17 protein-coding genes are annotated in these 19,691 nt (G+C 68.7%); 6 read left to right on the top strand and 11 right to left on the bottom strand.

Annotated elements, in window-relative coordinates; translation table 11 throughout:
- Positions 1–117: 117 nt before the first annotated feature.
- The 4 genes from NF4_RS26560 to NF4_RS26545 all read right to left on the bottom strand — a co-directional run bounded on the left by NF4_RS26560 (position 118) and on the right by NF4_RS26545 (position 5,784).
- Complete coding sequence (locus tag NF4_RS26560; protein ID WP_063130108.1) at positions 118–1,377, bottom strand: amidohydrolase family protein; 1,260 nt, start codon at positions 1,375–1,377, stop codon at positions 118–120.
- Between the two features lie 150 nt (positions 1,378–1,527).
- Entirely contained in the window at positions 1,528–2,955 is a 1,428-nt protein-coding gene (locus NF4_RS26555; protein WP_063130107.1) for a FadD3 family acyl-CoA ligase, read from the bottom strand.
- A 34-nt stretch (positions 2,956–2,989) separates the two neighbouring features.
- Entirely contained in the window at positions 2,990–4,186 is a 1,197-nt protein-coding gene (locus NF4_RS26550) for an amidohydrolase family protein (RefSeq protein WP_063130106.1), read from the bottom strand.
- Between the two features lie 35 nt (positions 4,187–4,221).
- Positions 4,222–5,784, bottom strand: coding sequence for an AMP-binding protein (locus NF4_RS26545; RefSeq protein ID WP_063130172.1), 1,563 nt, complete (start codon positions 5,782–5,784; stop codon positions 4,222–4,224).
- 166 nt (positions 5,785–5,950) lie between these two features.
- Here NF4_RS26545 and NF4_RS26540 point away from each other — a divergent pair, with 166 nt between their 5' ends.
- Positions 5,951–6,667 (top strand): enoyl-CoA hydratase/isomerase family protein, encoded by a 717-nt coding sequence (locus NF4_RS26540; RefSeq protein WP_063130105.1) that lies wholly within the window; start codon positions 5,951–5,953, stop codon positions 6,665–6,667.
- A gap of 19 nt (positions 6,668–6,686) precedes the next feature.
- Here NF4_RS26540 and NF4_RS26535 read toward each other — a convergent pair whose 3' ends face one another.
- Positions 6,687–7,271 (bottom strand): TetR/AcrR family transcriptional regulator, encoded by a 585-nt coding sequence (locus tag NF4_RS26535; protein WP_063130104.1) that lies wholly within the window; start codon positions 7,269–7,271, stop codon positions 6,687–6,689.
- Between the two features lie 354 nt (positions 7,272–7,625).
- Here NF4_RS26535 and NF4_RS26530 point away from each other — a divergent pair, with 354 nt between their 5' ends.
- The 3 genes from NF4_RS26530 to NF4_RS26520 all read left to right on the top strand — a co-directional run bounded on the left by NF4_RS26530 (position 7,626) and on the right by NF4_RS26520 (position 10,418).
- Positions 7,626–8,894, top strand: coding sequence for a cytochrome P450 (locus tag NF4_RS26530; protein ID WP_063130103.1), 1,269 nt, complete (start codon positions 7,626–7,628; stop codon positions 8,892–8,894).
- Between the two features lie 64 nt (positions 8,895–8,958).
- Positions 8,959–9,795: a mycofactocin-coupled SDR family oxidoreductase gene (locus tag NF4_RS26525; RefSeq protein ID WP_030520989.1), complete on the top strand. Its 837-nt coding sequence runs from the start codon at positions 8,959–8,961 to the stop codon at positions 9,793–9,795.
- A gap of 194 nt (positions 9,796–9,989) precedes the next feature.
- Positions 9,990–10,418, top strand: coding sequence for a hypothetical protein (locus NF4_RS26520; RefSeq protein WP_063130102.1), 429 nt, complete (start codon positions 9,990–9,992; stop codon positions 10,416–10,418).
- Positions 10,419–10,526: 108 nt separating this feature from the next.
- On the opposite strand, the gene NF4_RS26515 is transcribed toward NF4_RS26520, so the two are convergent.
- The gene (locus NF4_RS26515) at positions 10,527–11,423 is read right to left on the bottom strand and encodes a serine hydrolase (protein WP_063130101.1); all 897 of its coding nucleotides are present in this window, start codon (positions 11,421–11,423) and stop codon (positions 10,527–10,529) included.
- Positions 11,420–12,295: a LysR family transcriptional regulator gene (locus NF4_RS26510; protein WP_063130100.1), complete on the bottom strand. Its 876-nt coding sequence runs from the start codon at positions 12,293–12,295 to the stop codon at positions 11,420–11,422. The genes NF4_RS26515 and NF4_RS26510 overlap by 4 nt, the downstream gene beginning before the upstream one ends.
- Positions 12,296–12,458: 163 nt before the next feature.
- On the opposite strand from NF4_RS26510, the gene bla reads away from it, so the two are divergent.
- Positions 12,459–13,403 (top strand): class A beta-lactamase, encoded by a 945-nt coding sequence (gene bla / locus NF4_RS26505; protein ID WP_063130099.1) that lies wholly within the window; start codon positions 12,459–12,461, stop codon positions 13,401–13,403.
- Positions 13,404–13,533: 130 nt separating this feature from the next.
- Here bla and NF4_RS26500 read toward each other — a convergent pair whose 3' ends face one another.
- On the bottom strand, positions 13,534–16,047 hold the full coding sequence (locus tag NF4_RS26500) for a 2Fe-2S iron-sulfur cluster-binding protein (RefSeq protein ID WP_198165494.1): 2,514 nt from the start codon (positions 16,045–16,047) through the stop codon (positions 13,534–13,536).
- 131 nt (positions 16,048–16,178) lie between these two features.
- Between NF4_RS26500 and NF4_RS26495 the strand changes: the two genes are divergently transcribed.
- On the top strand, positions 16,179–16,748 hold the full coding sequence (locus NF4_RS26495; RefSeq protein ID WP_063130097.1) for a TetR/AcrR family transcriptional regulator: 570 nt from the start codon (positions 16,179–16,181) through the stop codon (positions 16,746–16,748).
- A gap of 11 nt (positions 16,749–16,759) precedes the next feature.
- Here NF4_RS26495 and NF4_RS26490 read toward each other — a convergent pair whose 3' ends face one another.
- The 3 genes from NF4_RS26490 to NF4_RS26480 all read right to left on the bottom strand — a co-directional run bounded on the left by NF4_RS26490 (position 16,760) and on the right by NF4_RS26480 (position 19,689).
- Positions 16,760–17,050, bottom strand: coding sequence for a pentapeptide repeat-containing protein (locus NF4_RS26490; RefSeq protein ID WP_063130096.1), 291 nt, complete (start codon positions 17,048–17,050; stop codon positions 16,760–16,762).
- Between the two features lie 70 nt (positions 17,051–17,120).
- Complete coding sequence (locus NF4_RS26485; RefSeq protein WP_063130095.1) at positions 17,121–18,431, bottom strand: LLM class flavin-dependent oxidoreductase; 1,311 nt, start codon at positions 18,429–18,431, stop codon at positions 17,121–17,123.
- Positions 18,432–18,435: 4 nt separating this feature from the next.
- Positions 18,436–19,689, bottom strand: coding sequence for an acyl-CoA dehydrogenase family protein (locus tag NF4_RS26480; RefSeq protein WP_063130094.1), 1,254 nt, complete (start codon positions 19,687–19,689; stop codon positions 18,436–18,438).
- Positions 19,690–19,691 lie beyond the last annotated feature (2 nt).

Below are 19,691 nucleotides of genomic sequence, written 5' to 3'. Positions count from 1 at the left end.
GCGGTCCGGAAGGTCCGGGGTGAACGCCGACCGCCTCCCGGACTCCGCGGAGTCCGGGAGGCGGTGTACCGGCGGTCGTGGCGGGCTCATGAGGGAACGCCCGGCCCCGACCGGGGCTCAGCTCGCGTGCTTGGCCGCGAAGCGCTCCGCGTACTCGGCACGGGTCGTGGTCGACAGGTCCACGTCGGTGGCCTTGGCGCGCAGGGCGCCGACCGTCGCCTGCTCCCGGGGGGTGTGTGCGAACGGGTCCCAGTTCAGGAAGCGGCAGGCGTTCTGCCAGGTGATCTTATCGATATCGGAATCGTCGGCACCCGCGCGCTGGAGCTCGTCGAGCACGAATTCCGGGGCGCCCGGCCACAGCGAATCCGAATGCGGGTAGTCGCATTCCCACGCGATATTGTCGATGCCGATCTCGTGCCGCAGTTTCAGTGAGGTCGGGTCCGTGACGTAGCAGGCGAGTACGTGCTCCCGGAACACCTCGCTGGGCATCTTGCCGCCGAAATCGCGGCGCAGCCAGCGCTGATTGGTGTAGTGCCGGTCGGAACGGTCCAGGAAGAACGGGATCCAGCCCACGCCGCCCTCGGACAGGGCGACCTTGAGTTTCGGGAAACTGCGGAAGGCCGGCCCCCACAGCAGATCCTGGGTGCCGATGAGCGAAATACTGGGCGCGAGGACCATGAGATTGTCGATCGGCGCGTCCGGGGCCAGCTTGAGGACGCCGAAGCCCTGTCCGATGTGCAGGTTCATCACGGTGTCGTTATCGGTGAGCGCCTGGAACACCGGGGCCCAGTAGTCGATGTCGTGGTAGCTGGGCAGTCCGTCGATATGCGGCAACTCCGGCATGGTCACCGAATGACAGCCCTTGGCGGCGACGCGGTTGATCTCGTCGACGGCCAGTTGCGGCTCCCACAGCGGCAGGATGGCGATCGGGATGAAGCGACCCGGGTAGGCGCCCGCCCACTCCTCGATATGCCAGTCGTTGTAGGCGGAGATCATCGCGACGGTGATCTCGTCCATCCCGCCGCGGCTCAGATGCCCGGCACTGAAACCGGTGAAGGTGGGGAAGCACATGGAGCCGAGGACGCCGTTGGCGTCCATATCGCGTACCCGGTCGTGGATGTCGTAGACGGCGGGCCGCATCTCGGCGTATCCGGCGGGGTCGTAACCCCATTCCTCGGCCGGCCAGGAGACGACCGCGTTGAGCCCGGTGACACCGGTGGGCCGGTCCCGGTAGATCCAGCGATCGATGCCCGTGTCGTCGACGACGACCTTGGGAACGTACTCGGCGTACTTCTTCGGCACGTGGTTGTCGAACATATTGCGCGGCTCGACCACATGGTCGTCGATGCTCACCAGAATCATGTCGTCGATATTCACCGGACTCCTCGCTGTTCATGGTCGACGCCGGGCGGGGCCCGGACAGGAGATCGAAAATCTCTTAGATGAGAATCCCACTCTCGGTTGTGTTCGACGATACACCGTGGTCGTTGTCCCGGTCGAGATCGCCGAGAGGGTTCTCGGGTGCTCTCAGCGCAATTGGTCCTTCACGACCTTTCCGGTGGCGTTGAGCGGTAGCTCGTCGAGGAAGACCACCGACCGCGGCACCTTGTATCCCGCCATGCGTTCCTTGGCCCAGGCGATGAGCTCCGCTTCGCCGAGTTGTCCGCGCGCCACCACGAACGCCTTCCCGACCTGGCCCATTCGCTCGTCCGGGACACCGATCACCGCGGCCTGCGCGACCGCCGGATGTTCCAGCAGGAACCCTTCGATCTCGGCGGGATAGGCGTTGAACCCGCCGACGATGTACATATCCTTCTTCCGGCCGATCACCTTCAGCCGGCCGCCGTCGTCCAGACTGCCCAGATCACCGGTATGCAGCCAGCCGTCGGCATCGACGGCCGCGGCGGTGGCCTCCGGGTCGTCGAGGTAACCCTGCATCACGCTGTAACCGCGGATGAGCACTTCGCCGTCGTCGGCGATGCGCAATTCGATTCCGTCGCAGGCGCTACCCGCGGTGGTCGCGATCTGCTCGAAGGTGTCTCCGGGCCGGGAGGCGGTGGCCGTACCGGCTTCGGTGAGGCCGTAACCGGTCATGATCGACCGGAACGGCAGTTCCTCCCGGATCCGGCGGATCAGGTCGACCGGGATATCGGCCGCCCCGGTCACCGCCGCGCGCAACGAGGAGATATCGCGCGCACCCCGGTACTCCAGCAGCGAGTGGTACAGCGTCGGCGGTCCCGGCAGCATGGTGATCCGTTCGGCCTCCACGAGTTCGATCACCCGGTCCACGTCGAAGACCGGCACCGGCAGCATGGTCGCGCCCCGGACCAGCGAGGACACTATGCCCGCCTTCAACCCGAAGGTGTGGAAGAACGGATTGACCATCAGATAGCGGTCGCCGCGGCGCAAATCGGCCAGATCGCACCATTCCGAGTACAACCGCAGCGTCTGCCGATGGTTCATCATCACGCCCTTGGGGCGCCCGGTGGTCCCCGAGGTGTAGATGATGTCGGCGATATCGGTACCCGCGACCTCGCGTTCGAAAGGTGCACCGCCGGTGAGGAAATCGGACTTCAGGTCGTAGACCGGCACGCCCGGTGGTGCCGGATAGTCCGCGCCGAGAAAGCCCTTCTGCACCAGCAGCGCCCGGGCGCCGCTGCGGCGGATGACATCGGCGGCTTCCTCGGCCTTGAACCGGGTGTTGACCGGCACCAGGACACCGCCCGCGGTCATCAGGCCCAGGGCGGCGACGATCCATTCCGCCGAATTGGGCGCCCAGACGGCCACCCGGTCGCCTTTGCCGATCCCGGATTCGGCGAACGATCCCGCGGCCCGGCGGATCCGGTCCACCAGTTCGCGGTAACTCCACCGCAGTTCCCCGTCGACGACCGCTTCGGCATCGCCGAAACGGTCCGCCGCCGACAGGGCCAACTGGGGGATGGTTTCCCAGGTCATGCTGTGTCCTCGGGTAGGAGCGCGTCCGATCCGCTCACACCTCGAGCAGCCGCGCCAGGTTGCCGCCCATGATCTTGGCCTGGTTCTCGAGCGGCATGTCCTTGATCTCGTGGATATAGCGCGCCGGCTCGGCCAGGCCCTCCGGATGCGGCCAGTCCGACCCGAACAGCACATGGTCGGCGCCCATGACCTGCGACAGCCGCTCCAGATCCTCTTCCCAGAAGGGGCTGACGTAGAGGCTCTGTTTGATGGCCTCGACCGGATCGCGGAAACCGAAACCCTCCGGTGCCTTCTTGTAGACATCGGACAGCTGCTGCAGCAGCGGCTCGAGCCAGGCCGAACCGTTCTCGATCACCGCGATTTTCAGGTCGGGGAAGCGGTTCAGCGCGCCGTGGCATACCCAGGAGGCGACGGCGTCGGTGACCGGCCGCCACTGGTTGGTCATCGCGAAGGTGTTGGTCTGGAACGGCAGCATCTCCAGGCTGTTGCCGTCCCATTCGGCATCGAACCGGGAGTAGCCGCTGTCGGAGGAGTGCATGGTGACCAGCACGTCGAGTTCGACGACGCGCTTCCAGAACGGATCGAATTCCGGCTGCGCGAACGAGCGCATGCCCTTGAATCCGGGGACCGGTGCCGGCCGCACCAGGATGGCCTTGGCGCCGTGTTCGACGACGGCCCAGTTCAGTTCGGCGATGGCGCGTTCGACGATCGGCAGGGTGATCACCGGGACGGTGAAGATCCGGCCGGAGTGCACGAAGTTGCCGTCCTGGCCCCAGTCGTCGAGCATCCAGCGGTTCAGCGATTCGATCACCGCGTGGATGAGTTCGGGATGGTGGCGCATACGTTCCTCGACCAGGCTGGCCAGGGTCGGGAACATCAGGGCGCGCTGCAGCTGCAGATCGTCCATGACCTTCAGCCGGGCTTCCGGATTGCGGAAGGCGTCGATCGCCTTCATCGACTTGCCGAAGATCTCGCGCCGGCTCTTGCCTTCGGGGTTGCCGTGTTTGAAGTACTCCTCCATGGCGCCGGGGCGTGCCACGACCTCGAAGGTGGGGTTGGGGATGTACTCGCTGATCTGGCCGAGGACCGCGATCTTGGTGCGGCCGTTGATCTCGACGTACTGGATGGCGCCCTCGTACTCCTTGGGGAGATGCCGGGTGAGCGCTTCCTTGGTCTCGTAGAGATGGTTGTCCGCGTCGAAGAGCTGGTACGGCAGCTCGACTTTACTCATGGAATCCTCCTTGGCTGTTTACGAGAATCGTATTCTCATAATGGTTCGGCCGCAACGGCCTCGTCGCGCGCTGCGGTCAGCTCCCGCCGGATGACGAACTTCTGGATCTTTCCGCTGGGGGTCCGCGGGAAGTCGGCGACGATATGCAATTCCTCGGGCCACTTCTGCTTGGCCAGGCCCGCCCGGGCGAAATGCGCGCGCAATGCCTCGATATCGGGCGCCCCGTGGCCGGGCAGGCAGCGCACCACCGCGGCGGTGCGTTCGCCCAGGCGCGGGTCCGGCACGGCGACCGCGACACCCTCGGCCACGCCCGGCAGGGTGAGCAGCACCTCCTCGACCTCGAGTGCGCTCACGTTCTCGCCGCCGCGAATGATGATGTCGGACAGGCGATCGGTGATGGTGAGGTAGCCGTCGGCGTCCACGGTGCCGATATCGCCGGTGTGGTACCAGCCGTCGGCGTCGAAGGCGCGGGCGGTGAGTTCGGGATCGGTGTAGCCCAGGCACAGATCGGGGCCGCGGCTGATGATCTCGCCGTCGTCGCCGAGCCGGAATTCCACGCCCGGGAGCGCGTTACCGTCGGTGAACAGGCGTTTGTCCGCGGGCGCGGTGGCCAGTGATCCAGTGATCGACGGATGCTCGGTACTGCCGTAGGAGCGGAATACGGTGATTCCGAGTTGTTCGAGCCGGGTGCTCACCGCCGCCGGGACAGCCGCGCCGCCGAGGCCGGCGTAGCGCAACTGCGCGAGATGGGCGGGCCGGTAGCCGGGGTGGTCGAGCAGGCTGGTGACGAAGTAGCTCACGCCGCCGCCGACGCAGATGTTCTCGCTCGCCATCAGGTCGAGCACCCAGCCGGGATCCCACAGGTCGAGCAGGTGGATGGGCGCCCCGTCGAGGACCGGGATGAGCAGGGCATTGAGCATGCCGATGAAATGTCCGACCGGTGCCGAGGTGAGCTGGTCGCCGCGATCGGCCGGGTACATCCCGGCCAGCTGCCGCACCTCGTAGCCCAGGGTGTTGTGGCTGTGTACGACGCCCTTCGGTGCCCGGGTGGTGCCCGAGGTGAAGGCGATACATGCGGGACCGTCCGGGTCGGCGCGCAGTACACCGTCCATCGGTTCCGGTTCGAGCAACTCGTCGAAATCCCGGTCCACCACGCCCATCACCGGCACCGCGGCGCACAGGCCGGGGTCGAATTCGTGGTGACCGAAACGTTCGCAGGTGATGAACACCTTCGGCGAGACCGCTCCCAGGATGTAGCCGAGTTCCCGGCGTCCGTAGAAGTGTGCGATCGGTACCACGGTGGTGCCGAGCAGGGCCGAGGCCCAGTAGGTGGCCGCCGCCTCCATCCAGTTCGGCAACTGGAACGCGACGATGTCTCCCGGACCCACGCCGCGGCGGCGCAGTCCGGCGGCGAGGCGTCGCGCGATCCGCTCGACCTCGGCGAAGGTTCCCGACCACGGCCGGATCCGGGAGTGCACCCGGAAGGTCGCGCCGGGTGCCGCCGCCAGGCCGCGGGCCAGGATCTCGCCGAGTGTCTCGTCGGTCCACCAGCCCGCCTCGCGATAGCGAAGAGCCAGTTCGGGGGGAACTTTGCGGATGAGCGATTCGGGCCCGGAGGCGGTTGCGGAGCGTGACCACGCGGGATCCTCGCTCATCCGCCATGGATGCTGCATATCGAACTCCCGATCCGATCGCCGGAAACCAGCCGGAAAGTATATGATTCTCTAAGTAAGAGAATCATATTTCCGTCGAGGAGAACAAGTCGTGATCGAGCTCGAACTGGCGGACGGTCTGGCCGTCGTCACCATCAACCGGCCGCACGCGCGCAACGCCATCGCCCTGGACACGATGGACGAACTCGGCAAAGCGATCGACGGGGCGGCCGGCGCCCGGGCTCTGGTGATCACCGGGGCCGGGGACCGGGCGTTCGTCTCCGGCGGAGATCTGAAGGAACTGGCCGCGCTGCGCACCGTGGCGCAGGCGGCCGCCATGGCGAACCGGATGCGGGAGGTCTGCGATAAGCTCGAGCACTTTCCGGGGCCGGTGATCGCGGCGCTGAACGGGCATGCGCTGGGGGGCGGCGCCGAAGTCGCTGTCGCGGCCGATATCCGGATCGCCGCGGACGATATCAAGATCGGTTTCAACCAGGTGTCATTGGCGATCATGCCGGCCTGGGGCGGCGCGGAACGATTGTCGCGGCTGATCGGCCGTAGCCGAGCGCTACTACTGGCGGGCTCGGGTGAGATCCTGTCCGCCGCCGCCGCCGAACGCCTCGGCCTGGTCGACCGGGTGCTGCCGCGCGCCGACTTCGACGCGGGCTGGCGCGCTCTGGCCCGGGTCCTGGCCAACCCCTCCGCGCGGGCGATCAAACGAGTCGTCGATGGCGCGAGCCCGCAGGAGGCGGTGGCGGCCTTCGCCGAACTCTGGGTGGCCGACGCGCACTGGGCGGCGGCCGGCCGGGTGATGAACCGCGGGAAATGAGGCCCGGATGCGCCGTCGGCTACGTCCCGTCCTCGAGGAAACCGATCTCGCGTTCGGCGAAGGCGAAGGTTTCGGCGTGTCCCGCCGTCATCCCCAGCGCCTGTTCCAGCACGACCATCCGCGCCGCGCTCGTCATCAGCACCGAGAGCACATCGGCGGGAAATCGGCCGGTGTCCACGCCGTAGCCGTTGAGCAGCCGGGCCAGCGCCTCGGTCTGTGCCGCGCGGAACTGCTCGGAATAGCGCACCACCTCGGCGCGGATCGCCGGTTTGTGATTGGCCAGGCCGACGAATTCCATGGTGAACCGGGCGGCGGTGGTATCGGTGCTGAACTCCCACAGCGCGTGCAGCGGCCGGTCGGATTTCAGTACCTGCGCGAGGGTCTCCAGGCCCTGTTCGGCGCGGCGCCGGAACACTGCCAGGAACAGGTCGTCCATCGACCGGAAGTAGTAGTGCACCAATTGGGGTTTGAGACCGGCGTGTTCGGCGAGTCGTCGCGAGGTCACCGCGGCCCAGCCCTGTTCCAGCATCAGCTGTTCCGCCGCGTCCATCAGGACGCCGCGGTTCTTGGCCTCGGGTGCGCCGAGCCGGCGGGGTGATGACATGTGCAGGCCTCCTCTGAGCTTTCCGTATTACCACGCCGGTCGCGAGATCACCGGCGATCGTATCCCGCGGGTGACGACTGTTGACGCGCTCCCTCCGCCCATGCTAAGCATGTGCTCAGCATCACATCTGAGCGTTCGCTCAGCAGCTGTCCCGGATCGGTACCGGGTGCGGCCGCGGCCTCGGATGGAGTGTGTGACGGCGCGAGGAGGCGGCTGTGGGCGATCCGGAGCAGCAGCGCGCGCCGAAGAACGGCTTCCGGCGGCGACAGTCCGAGAGGGCCGCGGAGCAACCGAGCCGTATCAACCGGTGATCCACGGTTGGCGACAAGAGTCTGTTGATATCAGGAGGTTCCCGTGACCGATTTCGATACGGTCGACTACTTCACCGATCCCGCGCTGGTACCCGACCCGCATCCGTACTACGACCATCTGCGCGCCAAATGCCCGGTGACCCGGGAACCCAACTACGGTGTCTGGGCGGTCACCGGCTACGAGGAAGCCATCGACGTCCTCCGCGATTCCGACACCTTCTCCTCGTGCATCGCCGTCGGCGGTCCCTTCCCGCCGCTGCCCTTCACCCCCGAGGGCGACGACATCACCGGCCAGATCGCCGCGCACCGCGAACAACTGCCGATGCACGAGCACATGGTCACCATGGATCCGCCCGACCACACCGCCGCCCGCTCGCTGCTCAACAAACTGCTCGTTCCCTCCCGGCTGAAGGAGAACGAGGAGTTCATGTGGAAACTCGCCGACAGACAACTCGACGAATTCATCGACGCCGGCAGATGCGAATTCCTCTCCGCCTACGCCAAGGTCTTCACGCTGCTCGTGATCGCCGACCTGCTGGGGGTGCCGGAGGAATACCACGATGAACTGCGCATCAACCTGGCCGGCGGGCCCACGGTGGGTTCGATCGACAAGGAAATCGTGCCGGTCAATCCGCTGGAATGGCTGGACAACCTGTTCGGTGAACTCATCTCCGACCGGCGCTCGAACCCGCGCGACGATGTGCTGACCTCGCTGGCCCAGGCGAAGTATCCCGACGGATCGACACCCGAGGTGATCGAGGTGGTGCGCACCGCGACATTCCTCTTCGGCGCCGGTCAGGAGACCACCGCGAAACTGCTCGGCAGCGCCATGCAGTTCATGGCCACCCGCCCCGATCTGCAGGACGCGTTGCGCGCCGACCGCAGCCGTATCCCGGTGTTCATCGAGGAGACGCTGCGGATGCAGGCGCCGGTGAAGAGCGGTTTCCGGCTGGCGAAGAAACCGGTGGAGATCGGCGACGTCGCGCTGGAAGCGGGTTCGCTGGTGATGGTCTGCCCGGGCGCGGCCAATCGCGACCCGCGGCGGTTCACCAATCCGCACGAATTCGATCTCGACCGTCCGAATTTCCGAGAGCACATGGCTTTCGGCCGGGGAGTGCACACCTGCCCGGGCAGTCCGCTGGCCCGCGTCGAGGGCCGGGTCTCGCTGGAACGGATCCTGGACCGGATGCTCGACATCCGGATCGACCCGGAGAAGCACGGTTCACTCGACAATCCGACCTTCGACTTCGAGCCGACATTCATTCTGCGCGGCCTGACCGACCTGCACATCACTTACACCCCGAAGTCCTGAAAGAGCCACTCAGGCACCAGAATCCGGCCGGTCACCGCGGCCGGAACGAGGAAAAGAGGAAGTCATGACCGGACGGGTCGAGGGCAAGGTCGCCTTCATCACCGGTGCGGCCCGCGGCCAGGGCCGCAGCCACGCGGTGCGGCTGGCCGAAGAGGGCGCCGACATCATCGCCATCGATATCTGTAAACCGATCGACACCGTCGAGATCCCGCTGGCCACACCGGACGATCTCGTCGAAACCGAGGAGCTGGTCAAGGCCACCGGCCGCAGGGTCGTCACCGCCGAGGTCGACGTGCGGGATTCGGCCGCCCTGAAAGCCGCGCTCGCCGAGGCGGTCGGCACGCTGGGCCGGCTCGACATCATCGTCGCCAACGCCGGTATCGCCAGCGGCGGCGATACGCTGGCCGAGACCGACGAAGAGGTCTGGCAGGACATGATCGACGTCAACCTCAGCGGTGTGTGGAAATCGGTGAAGGCCGGCGTCCCCCACATCCTGGAAGGTGGCCGTGGCGGTTCGATCGTGCTCACCAGCTCGGTCGGTGGTCTCAAGGCCTACCCGCAGACCGGGCACTACGTCTCCGCCAAACACGGTGTGGTCGGCCTGATGCGGGCCTTCGCCGTGGAACTCGGACAGCACAATATCCGGGTCAACTCGGTGCACCCGACGCACGTGAGCACCGCGATGATCATGAACGAGAAGACCTTCAAGATGTTCCGCCCGGATCTGGAGAACCCGACCGCCGACGATATGGCGCCGATCTGCCAGCTGTTCCACACCCTGCCGGTGCCGTGGGTGGACCCGATCGATATCAGCAACGCGGTGCTGTACCTGTCCTCCGACGAAGCCCGCTATCTCACGGGTGTGACGCTGCCCGTGGACTGCGGGTCGATGCTGAAATAGTCGAGCCGATTCCGCGGCCGTGGACGCGCCCGGACGGCGAGACTGCCGCCCGGGCCGCTCGCATATGTGCAGGCAGGGGCACGGTGTCGGAACGGCTCCCGCTGCGTCGACATATCCGCAGTGATCCGGAGCGCTTGTCGAATGCTCCCGGTATGCCGCCGCCGGGTTCCGGTGTTGTGCGATGATCGGCTGCCATGCGTGCCAAGCGAATCGGCCGATGGGCAGTCGTGGCCGGGATCCTGGCGGCCGCGGCGGGATGCGGTGCGTCGGCCGAGCCGCCTCCGGTTTCCCCTGAACTCGGTACCGAGTTCACGCTGGCACCGGGTGGAACCGCCCGGCTGGACGACGACCGGTTGACGGTCTCGTTCGAGGAGGTTCCCGCCGACAGCCGGTGCCCGGCCGGGACCGCGTGTGTCTGGGAAGGCGACGCGACGGTGGTCACCGCAGTGACCGTCGCCGCACCGCGTTCCCGGCACGAACTCCATACGAATCAGCGATTCTCCACCGGGGTGACCGTGGGCCGGTACCGGATCGAACTGGTCGCGCTCCGGCCGGCGCCGACGGCGAGCGGACCGGTTCCGGGCGGGGACTATCGGGCGGAGCTGCTCGTCACCGGGGAATGACCCGCGGGAACGGTCATCGCAGGCGGCTCCGGGAAGCCCTGCGCCCGGACCGATTCACTGTCCGGCCCGGTCGGGGGTGAGGGATTCCGGTCACGATCCGCCGCTCGCTCACACCGTGGGCAGTGCCCGGCGCAACTCGGTCACCGCGATCCGCGCGGCCTCGGCGATCGCGGCGTCCACGGCCGGGAGAGCGGGGTCGGCGCGGGCGGCCCGGGTGAAAACGGCCACCGCGACCGGATGTTCGCCCGGGAACTCCACCACGGCGACCTCGTTGCGGATGATGCCGATCGTGCCCGTCTTCCCGGCCACCGCCACCCCGCGATGTGGGAATCCGGCCGCGATCCGGTGCGGCCAGACCTGGCGGCGCATGACCGCCCGGGCGAAATCGGTTTGTTCGCCCGACAGCACCTCCCCGCGCCAGAGCGCGCCCAGCAGCCGGGTCATCTCCTCCGGCGTGGTCGCGCTCGTATACGCGGGGTCGTAGGCGGAGACCGTCCAGGCCTCGTCGTTGTCGGCCAGGGCGGTGAACGCCTCGGCCGTACCGTGGGTGTCGGTATCGCGCACCAGGCTGCGCTGGATATCGGCGGTGCCGCCGACCAGCCGGGTCAGCTCCAATCCCAGCGATTCCAGCAACTCGTGTATCGCGGCCAGCCCGATTTCGCCGAGCAGCAGATCCGCGGCCGCGTTGTCGGAGACGGTCATCATGGAGGTCGCCAGATCGCGCCGGCTCATGGTGACCGGATCGTGCAGGGCGGAGATCCCGGTGGGGCCGGGTGTGCATTCCGACGGAATGAGCGTGAGCCGCGCCAGCGGGTCCAGGCGACCGGCGTCCACGGCGCGGCAGTACGCGAGCAGCAGGGGGAGCTTGTACACGGAGGCGGTGACCACCCGCTCGGTCCCCCCGATGGAGACCTCCGCGTCGCTGCCGTCGCAGCGGCGGGCGTGCAGCCGTCCGGTGCATCCGGCATCGGCGAACACCGCCCGGATCCGCTCGGCCGTGGTCATCGCAGGCGCTCCCGGTAGAGCACCCGGTCGACGGCGTTCGCCTGGTCCTCCGCACCGGCCCGGTGGATCACCCGGCAGCGCAACGCCACCGCCTGCGGGGCCATCCGCAGCCAGGAGACGCCCGGGATATCGGAGGGCGGTGTGGTGGTCAGTCCGAAACTCGCGCCCGCGGCGACGGCGGCGAGCACCGCGCGGTCGTCGTGGACGGTGACCGTCTGCGCGTCCAGGCCGCGTTCGCGTAAGAGGTCGCGGACGGTATCGGCGGCCGGGGGATTCGCGGCCCGGGGATACGCGGCGTGGGTCAGATCGGCCAGCATGGGGAAGGTGGGGCGTTCGGTGGCCGCGCTGCGGTGATCGGCCGGGACGACGATCCAGCGCGGGAGTTTCACCACCGACCGGGCCTCCACCCCGTCCACCAGCGCCGGATGCTCGATCACCGCCAGATCGCACAGCCCGGACCGGACGGCCGCCACCAGATCCACCGTCGTACCCGTATCGGTGGAAACCGCTTCGCCGGAGGTATTTCCGGTCCGCAGCGCGGTGACGCAGGCGGTGACGATCCGGTCGGGCAGGGCGGAGGTGGCGCCCCAGTGCACGGTGCCGCGGGTGCGGGCTATCCGCTGTGCTTCGGCGAGCAGCCTTTCCGCGTCGTCGACCAGCAACCGGGCCCGGGGCAGCAGTTGCCGGCCGGCCGCCGTGAGCACCGCTCCCTGCCGGGTGCGGTGCACCAGCTCGACGCCCAACCGGTTCTCCAGCCGCCGCAAGCCCTGGGAGAGCGGCGGCTGCGTCATATCCAGTACGGTGGCGGCCCGCCCGAAATGGCCTTCGTCGGCGATCGCGACGAAATAGCCGAGGTGTCGGATCAGGTCCATAGCGATATTGAACCAGCGACCCGGAGAACCGCTTCCGAACTGCGGATTCCCGGGCCGTTTCGAGCAATGAAACCGGACTCCACCTGCATACATATCAAATGCGACTGGTATGCGGGAGTGTCGGATATTGGCGGCGGCCGTTCGGCCGGTGTCTGCTGCGGGGGTGAAACCGAACCGATCCGCATACCGAATCCCGGCGAGTCGGCGATCACTGGCCCTCGTCCTGACCGCGGTCGCCCTGTCCGCCGTCGCCTGCGGGGGTGCCGATACCGGCACACCGGCCGCTCCCCCCACGGTCGAGCAGAAAACCGTGGACCTGAGCAATACGCTGATGACGCTGCAGGCGAAATACAATGTGCTCTTCGGGATCGCCGCGGTCGATACCCGGGGTGGGCGGACTTTCGAGTGGAACGCCGACGATCGATTCGCGCTGTGCTCCACCTTCAAGGTGTACGCGGTGGCCGCGATTCTGCGGCTCGCCGAGCGCAAGGAGCTGGATCTCAACGACAAGGTGCCGATAACCCGGCAGGACATCGTGATGAGCTCGCCGGTCGTCAGCGATCACGTCGGCGAGCTCATGAGCTATTACGAGCTGAGCCGGGCCGCGCTGGTGCGCAGCGACAATACGGCGGCGAATCTGCTGCTGCGCCGGCTCGGCGGGCCCGGTGCCGTCACCCGGTTCGCGCGTTCGGTCGACGACTCACAGACCCGGTTGGATCGGTGGGAGCCGGAGCTCAACGAGGCGCGGGCCGGTGATCCCCGCGACACCGGTACCGCGTCCGCGCTCGCCGCCGGCTATCGGAAACTGATCCTCGGTGACGGCCTGAGCACCGAATATCGGCGCATGCTCACCAGCTGGATGCGGTCGAGCGTCACCTCACGCCAGCGCCTGCGCGCGGGTCTTCCGGTCGGCTGGGTGGCGGCCGACAAGACCGGCAGTGGCGCCTACGGCACAGCAAACGACGCCGGTGTGGTGTGGAGCCCCACCGGCAGCTCATTGGTGCTGGTCGTCTTCAGTCGCTCCACCACGGGGTATCCGATGGCGGCGGGCGCCGATGCCGCGGTCGCCGACGCGACGGCCGCGGTGCTGGGCGCCATGTCGCAGTGAGTTCCGCACCCGGTATCCGGGTGCGCGGATCGGCGCCGTGGCAGCGGCCATCTCGGTGATCGCCGGGAGCGAATGCGCCGGTGTGCGGTCGGGGCCCCGGCGATCCGCGCCGGTCGCGTGGCAGACGCGGTTACCCGCCGAAGCGCAGGGTCACGTCCGGGGTGACCGGCCGGGCCAGGCACGGGAGGATCCGGCCGGCGGTGCGGTCGGCGGCGGTCAGCGCCGACAGCGGATCGGTATCCATCTCGACCTCTCCGCTCTCGAGCGTGGCGAGGCAGGTGCCGCAGGAGCCGCCGAGACAGGAGTAGGGCAGGTCCTCGCGCCGGGTGAGGGCCGCGTCCAGGATCGTATGCTCCCGCGGCATCGCGAATTCCAGCGGCTCACCGTATCCGGTGAGGGTGACCCGGCTGGACGTCCCGCTCGTCCGAGGTGGCCGGGGTGCCCGGGTCTCGAACAGCTCCGTGCGGATCCGCGACCGGTCCACGCCGCGGGCGCGCAGGGCCGTGACCGTAGCGGCCACCAGGGCTTTCGGCCCGCAGAGGAACCATCGGTCGGCATCGGTGCGGGCGATCTCGATCGGGTCGATCCGGCGGTACCGGTGGCCCGGGCCCTGCGGGTCCGGCCGTAGTCCGGCGCGCTGCCGGGACAGGTGGTGGACGACGCGCAGGCGCCCGGGATCGCGGTCCATCAGCTCCCGTATCCGCGCGGCGAGCATGATGTGCGTATGGTCGCGGCTGCCGTAGTGCAGGGTGACGGTGCTGTACGGCTCGGCCGCGAGCACGGTGGCGACGATCGAGACGATCGGGGTGATACCGCTGCCCGCCGCGATGGCCGCGTACCGGTGCCGGGCCGTGGGATCCAGGTCGGGGGTGAAGGTCCCGGCCGGCTCGGAGACGTAGAGCGCGGTACCGGTGATCCGGCGCTCGAACACATGGGAACTGAACGCGCCGCGCTCGTGGCGCCGCACTGCGATCCGCACCCGGTCCGACCCCGCCTCGTCGCACAGCGAATAGCTGCGACGGATCGGCTCGCCGTCGTGGCTGCCGCGGATCACCACGTGCTGGCCCGCGGCGAACTCGAACCGGGACCGCAGCCGGGCGGGCACCTCGAACTCGACGATCGCGCTGCCGGGAGTGTCGTAAACCACCGAACGCACGGTCAGCCGGTGGAATCCGCGCGCCGGGCCGGGCGGCAGCGGATCGAAGCGAGCGGCCGGGCCCGGCGCGCCGTGGCGCGCGCCCGGCCGGGACAGGCCGCGCAGACCGAGGCCACCGAGCGCGAGCGCGGCCGGGGACGCGCCCGGCCGGGGGAGGTTCCGCAGACCGATACCGCCGAGGGTGAGCGCGGTCCGGGCCAGCAGATCCGGGCGCAGCAGCGCGGTGGGCGGGTCCAGTAGGCCGGCGATACGGGAGATCTGCCGGCCGATGGCCGCGTCGCGCTCGCCGGCCGCCATGGCGAGGCCGGCCACCGGGCCGAGTGCGCGCAGCGCGGGCCGGCCGGCGGCATCCACGTGCGGCATGGCCAGATCGAACAGGGCGGTGAGCGCCCAGGCGTCGTCGATGGCGGCCGCCACGGCCCGGAACCAGCGCCGCGGCAGGTCGTGGTCACCGCCGGCGAGTACCGCGCGCAGTCGCATCGCCTGCAGGGCCGAGACCGTCATACCCTGGCCGAAGGCCGGACTGAAGCTGCAGACGGCGTCTCCGAATATCAGCAGTCCCGCCGGGAACCGGTCGAGTCGTTCGTAGCGGCGGCGTTGATTGGCGGGATATCGATAGGTCGCGATCCCGGTCAGGGGTTCGGCGTCGAGCAGCGCCGGCCGCAGGTCGGCAGGCGCGACCGACGACGCGAAGCGCCAGAAGCCGTCCGGATCGGTCGGTGGATGGTCTTTTCCGTATCCGATCAGCGTGAGGATGTGCTGCTCGTCCTCCACCGCGAACAGCGCCAGGCCCCGGGCCGGATTCTGGTTCGCGATCACGATCTCCTTGTCCGCGGGCGCGGAGCCGGCGGGCAGTCGCAGATAGCGGCTCGCGTACTTCATATCGATCCGCACGCCCTCTTCCGCCGGGCGCTCGTATCCCAGGTCGGCCAGCCAATCACCGACAGGGCCGTGGCGGCCGGTACTGCTCACCACCAGATCCGCCGGGATATCGCGGCCGGTGACCCGCACACCGGTGACCCGGTCCCGTGTCGCGTCGGTGAGCAGGTGCTCCGCGGCGGTGTTGTCGATCAGCCGGACACCGGGCAACGCGCGGACACGCTCCCGTACCCGCCACTCGAGAAACGGTCGACTGGCCTGCAGCAGCGAATACCCGGAATCGGATTGCCGCAGCGTATGTCCGGCGACGGTCATCCGCATCTCGGTCAGCGAGCGGCATTCGACCGCGCCGTCGGCGAGCAGTTGCGCGGTGAGCCCCGGGAACAGTTCCTCGAGGATCTGCCGCCCGCGGGCCAGCAGCGCGTGGACATGTCTGCCCTGGGGGACTCCCTGCCGGTCTCCCGGGGCGGACAGATCGTCGCGTTCGATCACCACGACCTCGGCGAAGCTCTCACTGAGCACCCGGGCGGCCAGCAGGCCGCCCATACTGGCGCCCAGCACCACGGCCCGCCCGCGCCCCGGCGGTCGAGCTGCCGCATATCCGGTCATTTTCGCCTCCGACATCGTTGTCCAGCGGTCTCGGTACCTCGGGGCCAAGCCGCGGTACTGAGACTTTTTGCAAAATTAGTCTCAGTACCGGTGGTGTGGCAAGCCGGTGCGACCGCGGGGTAGAAAGGGCCATGAGTTTCTCGACCCGGTCATCGGACGCGCTGCTGGACGCCGCGGTCGAGCTGATCGGCGAGAGCGGTCTCGACGGCCTCACCCACACCGCGGTCGCCGCCCGGGCCGGTGTCTCCCGGGCCACCGCCTACCGGGAATTCGGGGACAAGGACGGGCTCGTCTCCGCGGTCGGGCGGCACGAGGTGGCGAAAATGGTCGCCGCCGCGTTCACCGAGCTCGACCTCGATGCCGGCGTCGGCGAGACAGCCCGCGCCGCCACGTTGTTCGCGCTGCGCTACCTCCGGGAACACCGCGCCTTCAACTATCTGCGGGTACACGAACCCGCCTGGTTGCTCACCGTGGCCATCGCACACGGCGGTGCGCACCTGAACCTGGTCGAATCCGTGGCCGCGGTCGCCGAACCGCTGATCGCCGGCCGCGACGACGGGCGCCTGGCGCTACCGCCGCGCCTGGCGGCCGAGGTCGTGGTCCGGACCGTGCTCTCGCACGCGCTCATCCAGGACAGCGGTCTCACCGACGCGGAAATCGCCGCGACCGTGGTCCGTGCCGTCACCCGCGCGCCGCGCTGATGGTCGCCGCTCTACTCCGGTTGCACCAGCAGTCCGACGGACGCGGCGAACGCCGGGGCGAGGTCGAGCAATTGGTCCGGGGTGACGATCGCACCGCGCAGGGCGGTGAACCCTTCGGCGACGCGCAGTGCCTGCGCCCCGCGGAAGTCCACTTTCGTCAACCGCGCGTCGCGGACCATTAGGGCCGAGATCTCCGAACCCGCGAAATCGACCTCGTTCAGTGTCGCGCCGCCGAAATCGACATGCCGGAGCACACAGTCGACGAACCGGACCTTCGTCAGGGCCGCCAGTTCCCGCGGCATGGCACCCTCACGAGATCGCAATAGACGAACGCGGTGGACCTCCGAGACACTACACCCGCGGACGCGGCCCTCAGCGCCGTGCCGCGGTCACCGCCGGCGCGTGATCGGGTCGTGCCGACGCGAAATGGCCGCGCAGTGTGCTCGATTCGTACTCGTCGCGGTACAGCCCCCGGGCACGCAGCAGCGGGATCACCTCGTCGGCGATCACCTCCAGGCTGTCGAGCAGCACATCGGGCTGCAGATTGAAACCGTCGCAGGCGTATTCGCGGTACCACTGCTCGATCCGGTCGGCCAGCTGCTCGGGGGTGCCGACGAAACCGCCGTGCCCGGACCCGGAGTAGCGCGTCTGACGCAGATACTCCCGCACGGTGGGCCGGGTCTGGCGGATCTGCTCGAGAATGGATTCGCGGAAGCCGATACTGCCGGTGAACAGCTCCGGATCCGCCGGGCCGCGCAGTACCTCGTCCGGGAACGGCTCGTCCGGGTCCAGGGCGCTCACATCGACGCCGATGGCATGGGACAGCCAGGCGGCCGCGTACACGCTCGGGCTCGACTCGTACAGCTCGTCGACCCGTCGCCGCGCCTCTTCCTCGGTGGAACCGAGGGTCAGCAGCAGACCGGGCATGATGGCGACCGCGCCGGGGTCGCGTCCGGCCCGCACCGCGCCGTCCTTCACCGTCCGATAGTGCTCGCGGGCGGTCTCCCGGGTGATCTCGGCGGTGAAGACACCGTCGGCGTACCGGGAGGCGATATCCCGGCCGCCCGGCGACCCGCCGGCCTGGAAGAGCACGGGCAGACCCTGCGGTGAGGCGGGTGCGCGGAATTCGTCGTCGTAATGGAAGTGGGTGCCGTGGTGGGTGACCCGCTGCCCGGTACCGGCCGCCGACCACAGCGCGCGGGCCAGTTCGGCGAATTCGGCACCCCGTTCGTACCGCTGGGTCCGCGGTACCACGCGGTCGAGTCCGAAGTTCGCCGCCGAACGGTCGTCGCGGGTGGTCACCAGATTCCAGCCGGCGCGCCCGTTGGAGACCTGGTCCAGGGTCAGGATGCGGGCGGCGAGGTCCACCGGATCGTTGAAGGTGGTGGAGGCGGTGGCGATGAGTCCGACGCGTTCGGTGGCCCGGGCGACGCGACCCCAGACGACGAACGGATCGAGCCGGATGGGATTGGCATCGTAGGCCGGGTCGCCGAGGCCCAGCGCGTCGGCGAGGAACACCGCGTCGAGCCGGGCCCGCTCGGCCAGCCGGCCGATCCGCTCCCAGTATTCCGGGGCCAGGAAATCCCGGGCGCCGAACAGTGGCGTCCGCCAGGCCGCCGGGATGTACCCGTAGACCAGCACATTGACACCCAGCAGGACATGGCCGGAGCGTGGTTCGGGCATCGCGTCACGCCCCCTGACCCTGCGGGCGCAGGAAGGAGTTGGACCCGCCCGGCGGCGGTGTGCCGTTGACGTAGTAGTCGCCGAGCACCCGTTCCTTGAACACCCGGGGGTTGTGCGAGGCCAGGGTGCGGGCATTGCGCCAGTGCCGGTCCAGACCCGCGGAAACGGCGGTCGCCGAGGCGCCCAGGGCGTCGAAGACGGTGGTGGTGACCTCCAGCGCGGCCTCGATCACCACCGATTGCGCCTCGTGGGTGCGCACGGTCGCGGTGACCAGCGCCTGCTGCTCTGCCTGTTCGTCGCCCCGGAGGTGGGCCCGGGCGACGGTGTCCAGGGTCGCGGACTGTTTCTCCAGGGCGGCCTCGGCCTGGAACACGCGGGTGGCGAGCAGGCCGATGCGCTGCTGGAGCAGGGCGTCCTGCGCGGGGACCTCGTCGGTGCCCAGCGGATAGTTGCGGGTGCGCCGACCCAGCGCCCGGGCGCCGTCGCGGAACGCCGCCCGGGCGATACCGACCAGCACCGACAGGAGCGCGGTCTGATAGAAGAGACCCTGGTAGGCGAAACGTTCCTCGGCCGGGAAGATTCCGTGTTCGTCGACCACCGCGTCCCGATACCGCGCGGAACCGCTCGCGGTGGTCTGCTGTCCGAAACCCTCCCAGTCGTCGACCAGGGTGACGCCCGGCTGGTCGCGCGCGACGAGCGCGGTGATCAGCCGATCGTTCTCGTCCCGGCCGATGACGTCGAGCCAGTCCGCGTAGAGGCTGCCGGTCGCGTAGTACTTCTCCCCGGTGAGCCGGGTGGTCCCGGCGGAGGTGGTGAGCCGCGTGCCGATATCGCCGAACTTGGCGTTGTTGGCCTCGGTCCACCCGCCGCCGACGAACTCACCCCGGCGGAAGCGCTCCAGCCAGATATCGGTGGCGGGATGATCCGGCGAGTTCAGCCGGTCCTCGACGAAGGCGAGATGGTTGCGGAAGATATGGGCGACGTTGGGATCGGCGGAGCCGAGTTCGGCCAGCAGCAGGAACACCTGCTGTAGTGTCGCGCCGTCACCGCCGTGCGCCCGCGGGATCCGCAGCCGGGAGAATCCCGCGTCCACGAGCAGCCGGACCTCGTCGTACGGGAACTCCCGGGCCCGCTCGCGAGCCGGGTTGCCCGCGGCGATCCGGTCGAAGAGCGGACGGTAGGTCGCGGCGAGGGTGTCGTAGTCGGCGTCGGGGTGGGCCAGCAGCGACCTCAGATCGGCCGATGTGGGGGCTGCCATGG

The organism is Nocardia fusca NBRC 14340, assembly GCF_001618425.1.
Lineage (GTDB): Bacteria > Actinomycetota > Actinomycetes > Mycobacteriales > Mycobacteriaceae > Nocardia > Nocardia fusca.
This window is presented reverse-complemented; position numbering and strand designations above follow the sequence as displayed.

Coding starts and splice junctions, on each gene's coding strand:
- NF4_RS26555 (WP_063130107.1), bottom strand. CDS start 2,955: ATGACCTGGGAAACCATCCCCCAGTTGGCCCTGTCGGCGGCGGACCGT.
- NF4_RS26550 (WP_063130106.1), bottom strand. CDS start 4,186: ATGAGTAAAGTCGAGCTGCCGTACCAGCTCTTCGACGCGGACAACCAT.
- NF4_RS26535 (WP_063130104.1), bottom strand. CDS start 7,271: ATGTCATCACCCCGCCGGCTCGGCGCACCCGAGGCCAAGAACCGCGGC.
- NF4_RS26525 (WP_030520989.1), top strand. CDS start 8,959: ATGACCGGACGGGTCGAGGGCAAGGTCGCCTTCATCACCGGTGCGGCC.
- NF4_RS26520 (WP_063130102.1), top strand. CDS start 9,990: ATGCGTGCCAAGCGAATCGGCCGATGGGCAGTCGTGGCCGGGATCCTG.
- NF4_RS26515 (WP_063130101.1), bottom strand. CDS start 11,423: ATGACCACGGCCGAGCGGATCCGGGCGGTGTTCGCCGATGCCGGATGC.
- NF4_RS26510 (WP_063130100.1), bottom strand. CDS start 12,295: ATGGACCTGATCCGACACCTCGGCTATTTCGTCGCGATCGCCGACGAA.
- NF4_RS26500 (WP_198165494.1), bottom strand. CDS start 16,047: ATGACCGGATATGCGGCAGCTCGACCGCCGGGGCGCGGGCGGGCCGTG.
- NF4_RS26495 (WP_063130097.1), top strand. CDS start 16,179: ATGAGTTTCTCGACCCGGTCATCGGACGCGCTGCTGGACGCCGCGGTC.
- NF4_RS26490 (WP_063130096.1), bottom strand. CDS start 17,050: ATGCCGCGGGAACTGGCGGCCCTGACGAAGGTCCGGTTCGTCGACTGT.
- NF4_RS26485 (WP_063130095.1), bottom strand. CDS start 18,431: ATGCCCGAACCACGCTCCGGCCATGTCCTGCTGGGTGTCAATGTGCTG.
- NF4_RS26480 (WP_063130094.1), bottom strand. CDS start 19,689: ATGGCAGCCCCCACATCGGCCGATCTGAGGTCGCTGCTGGCCCACCCC.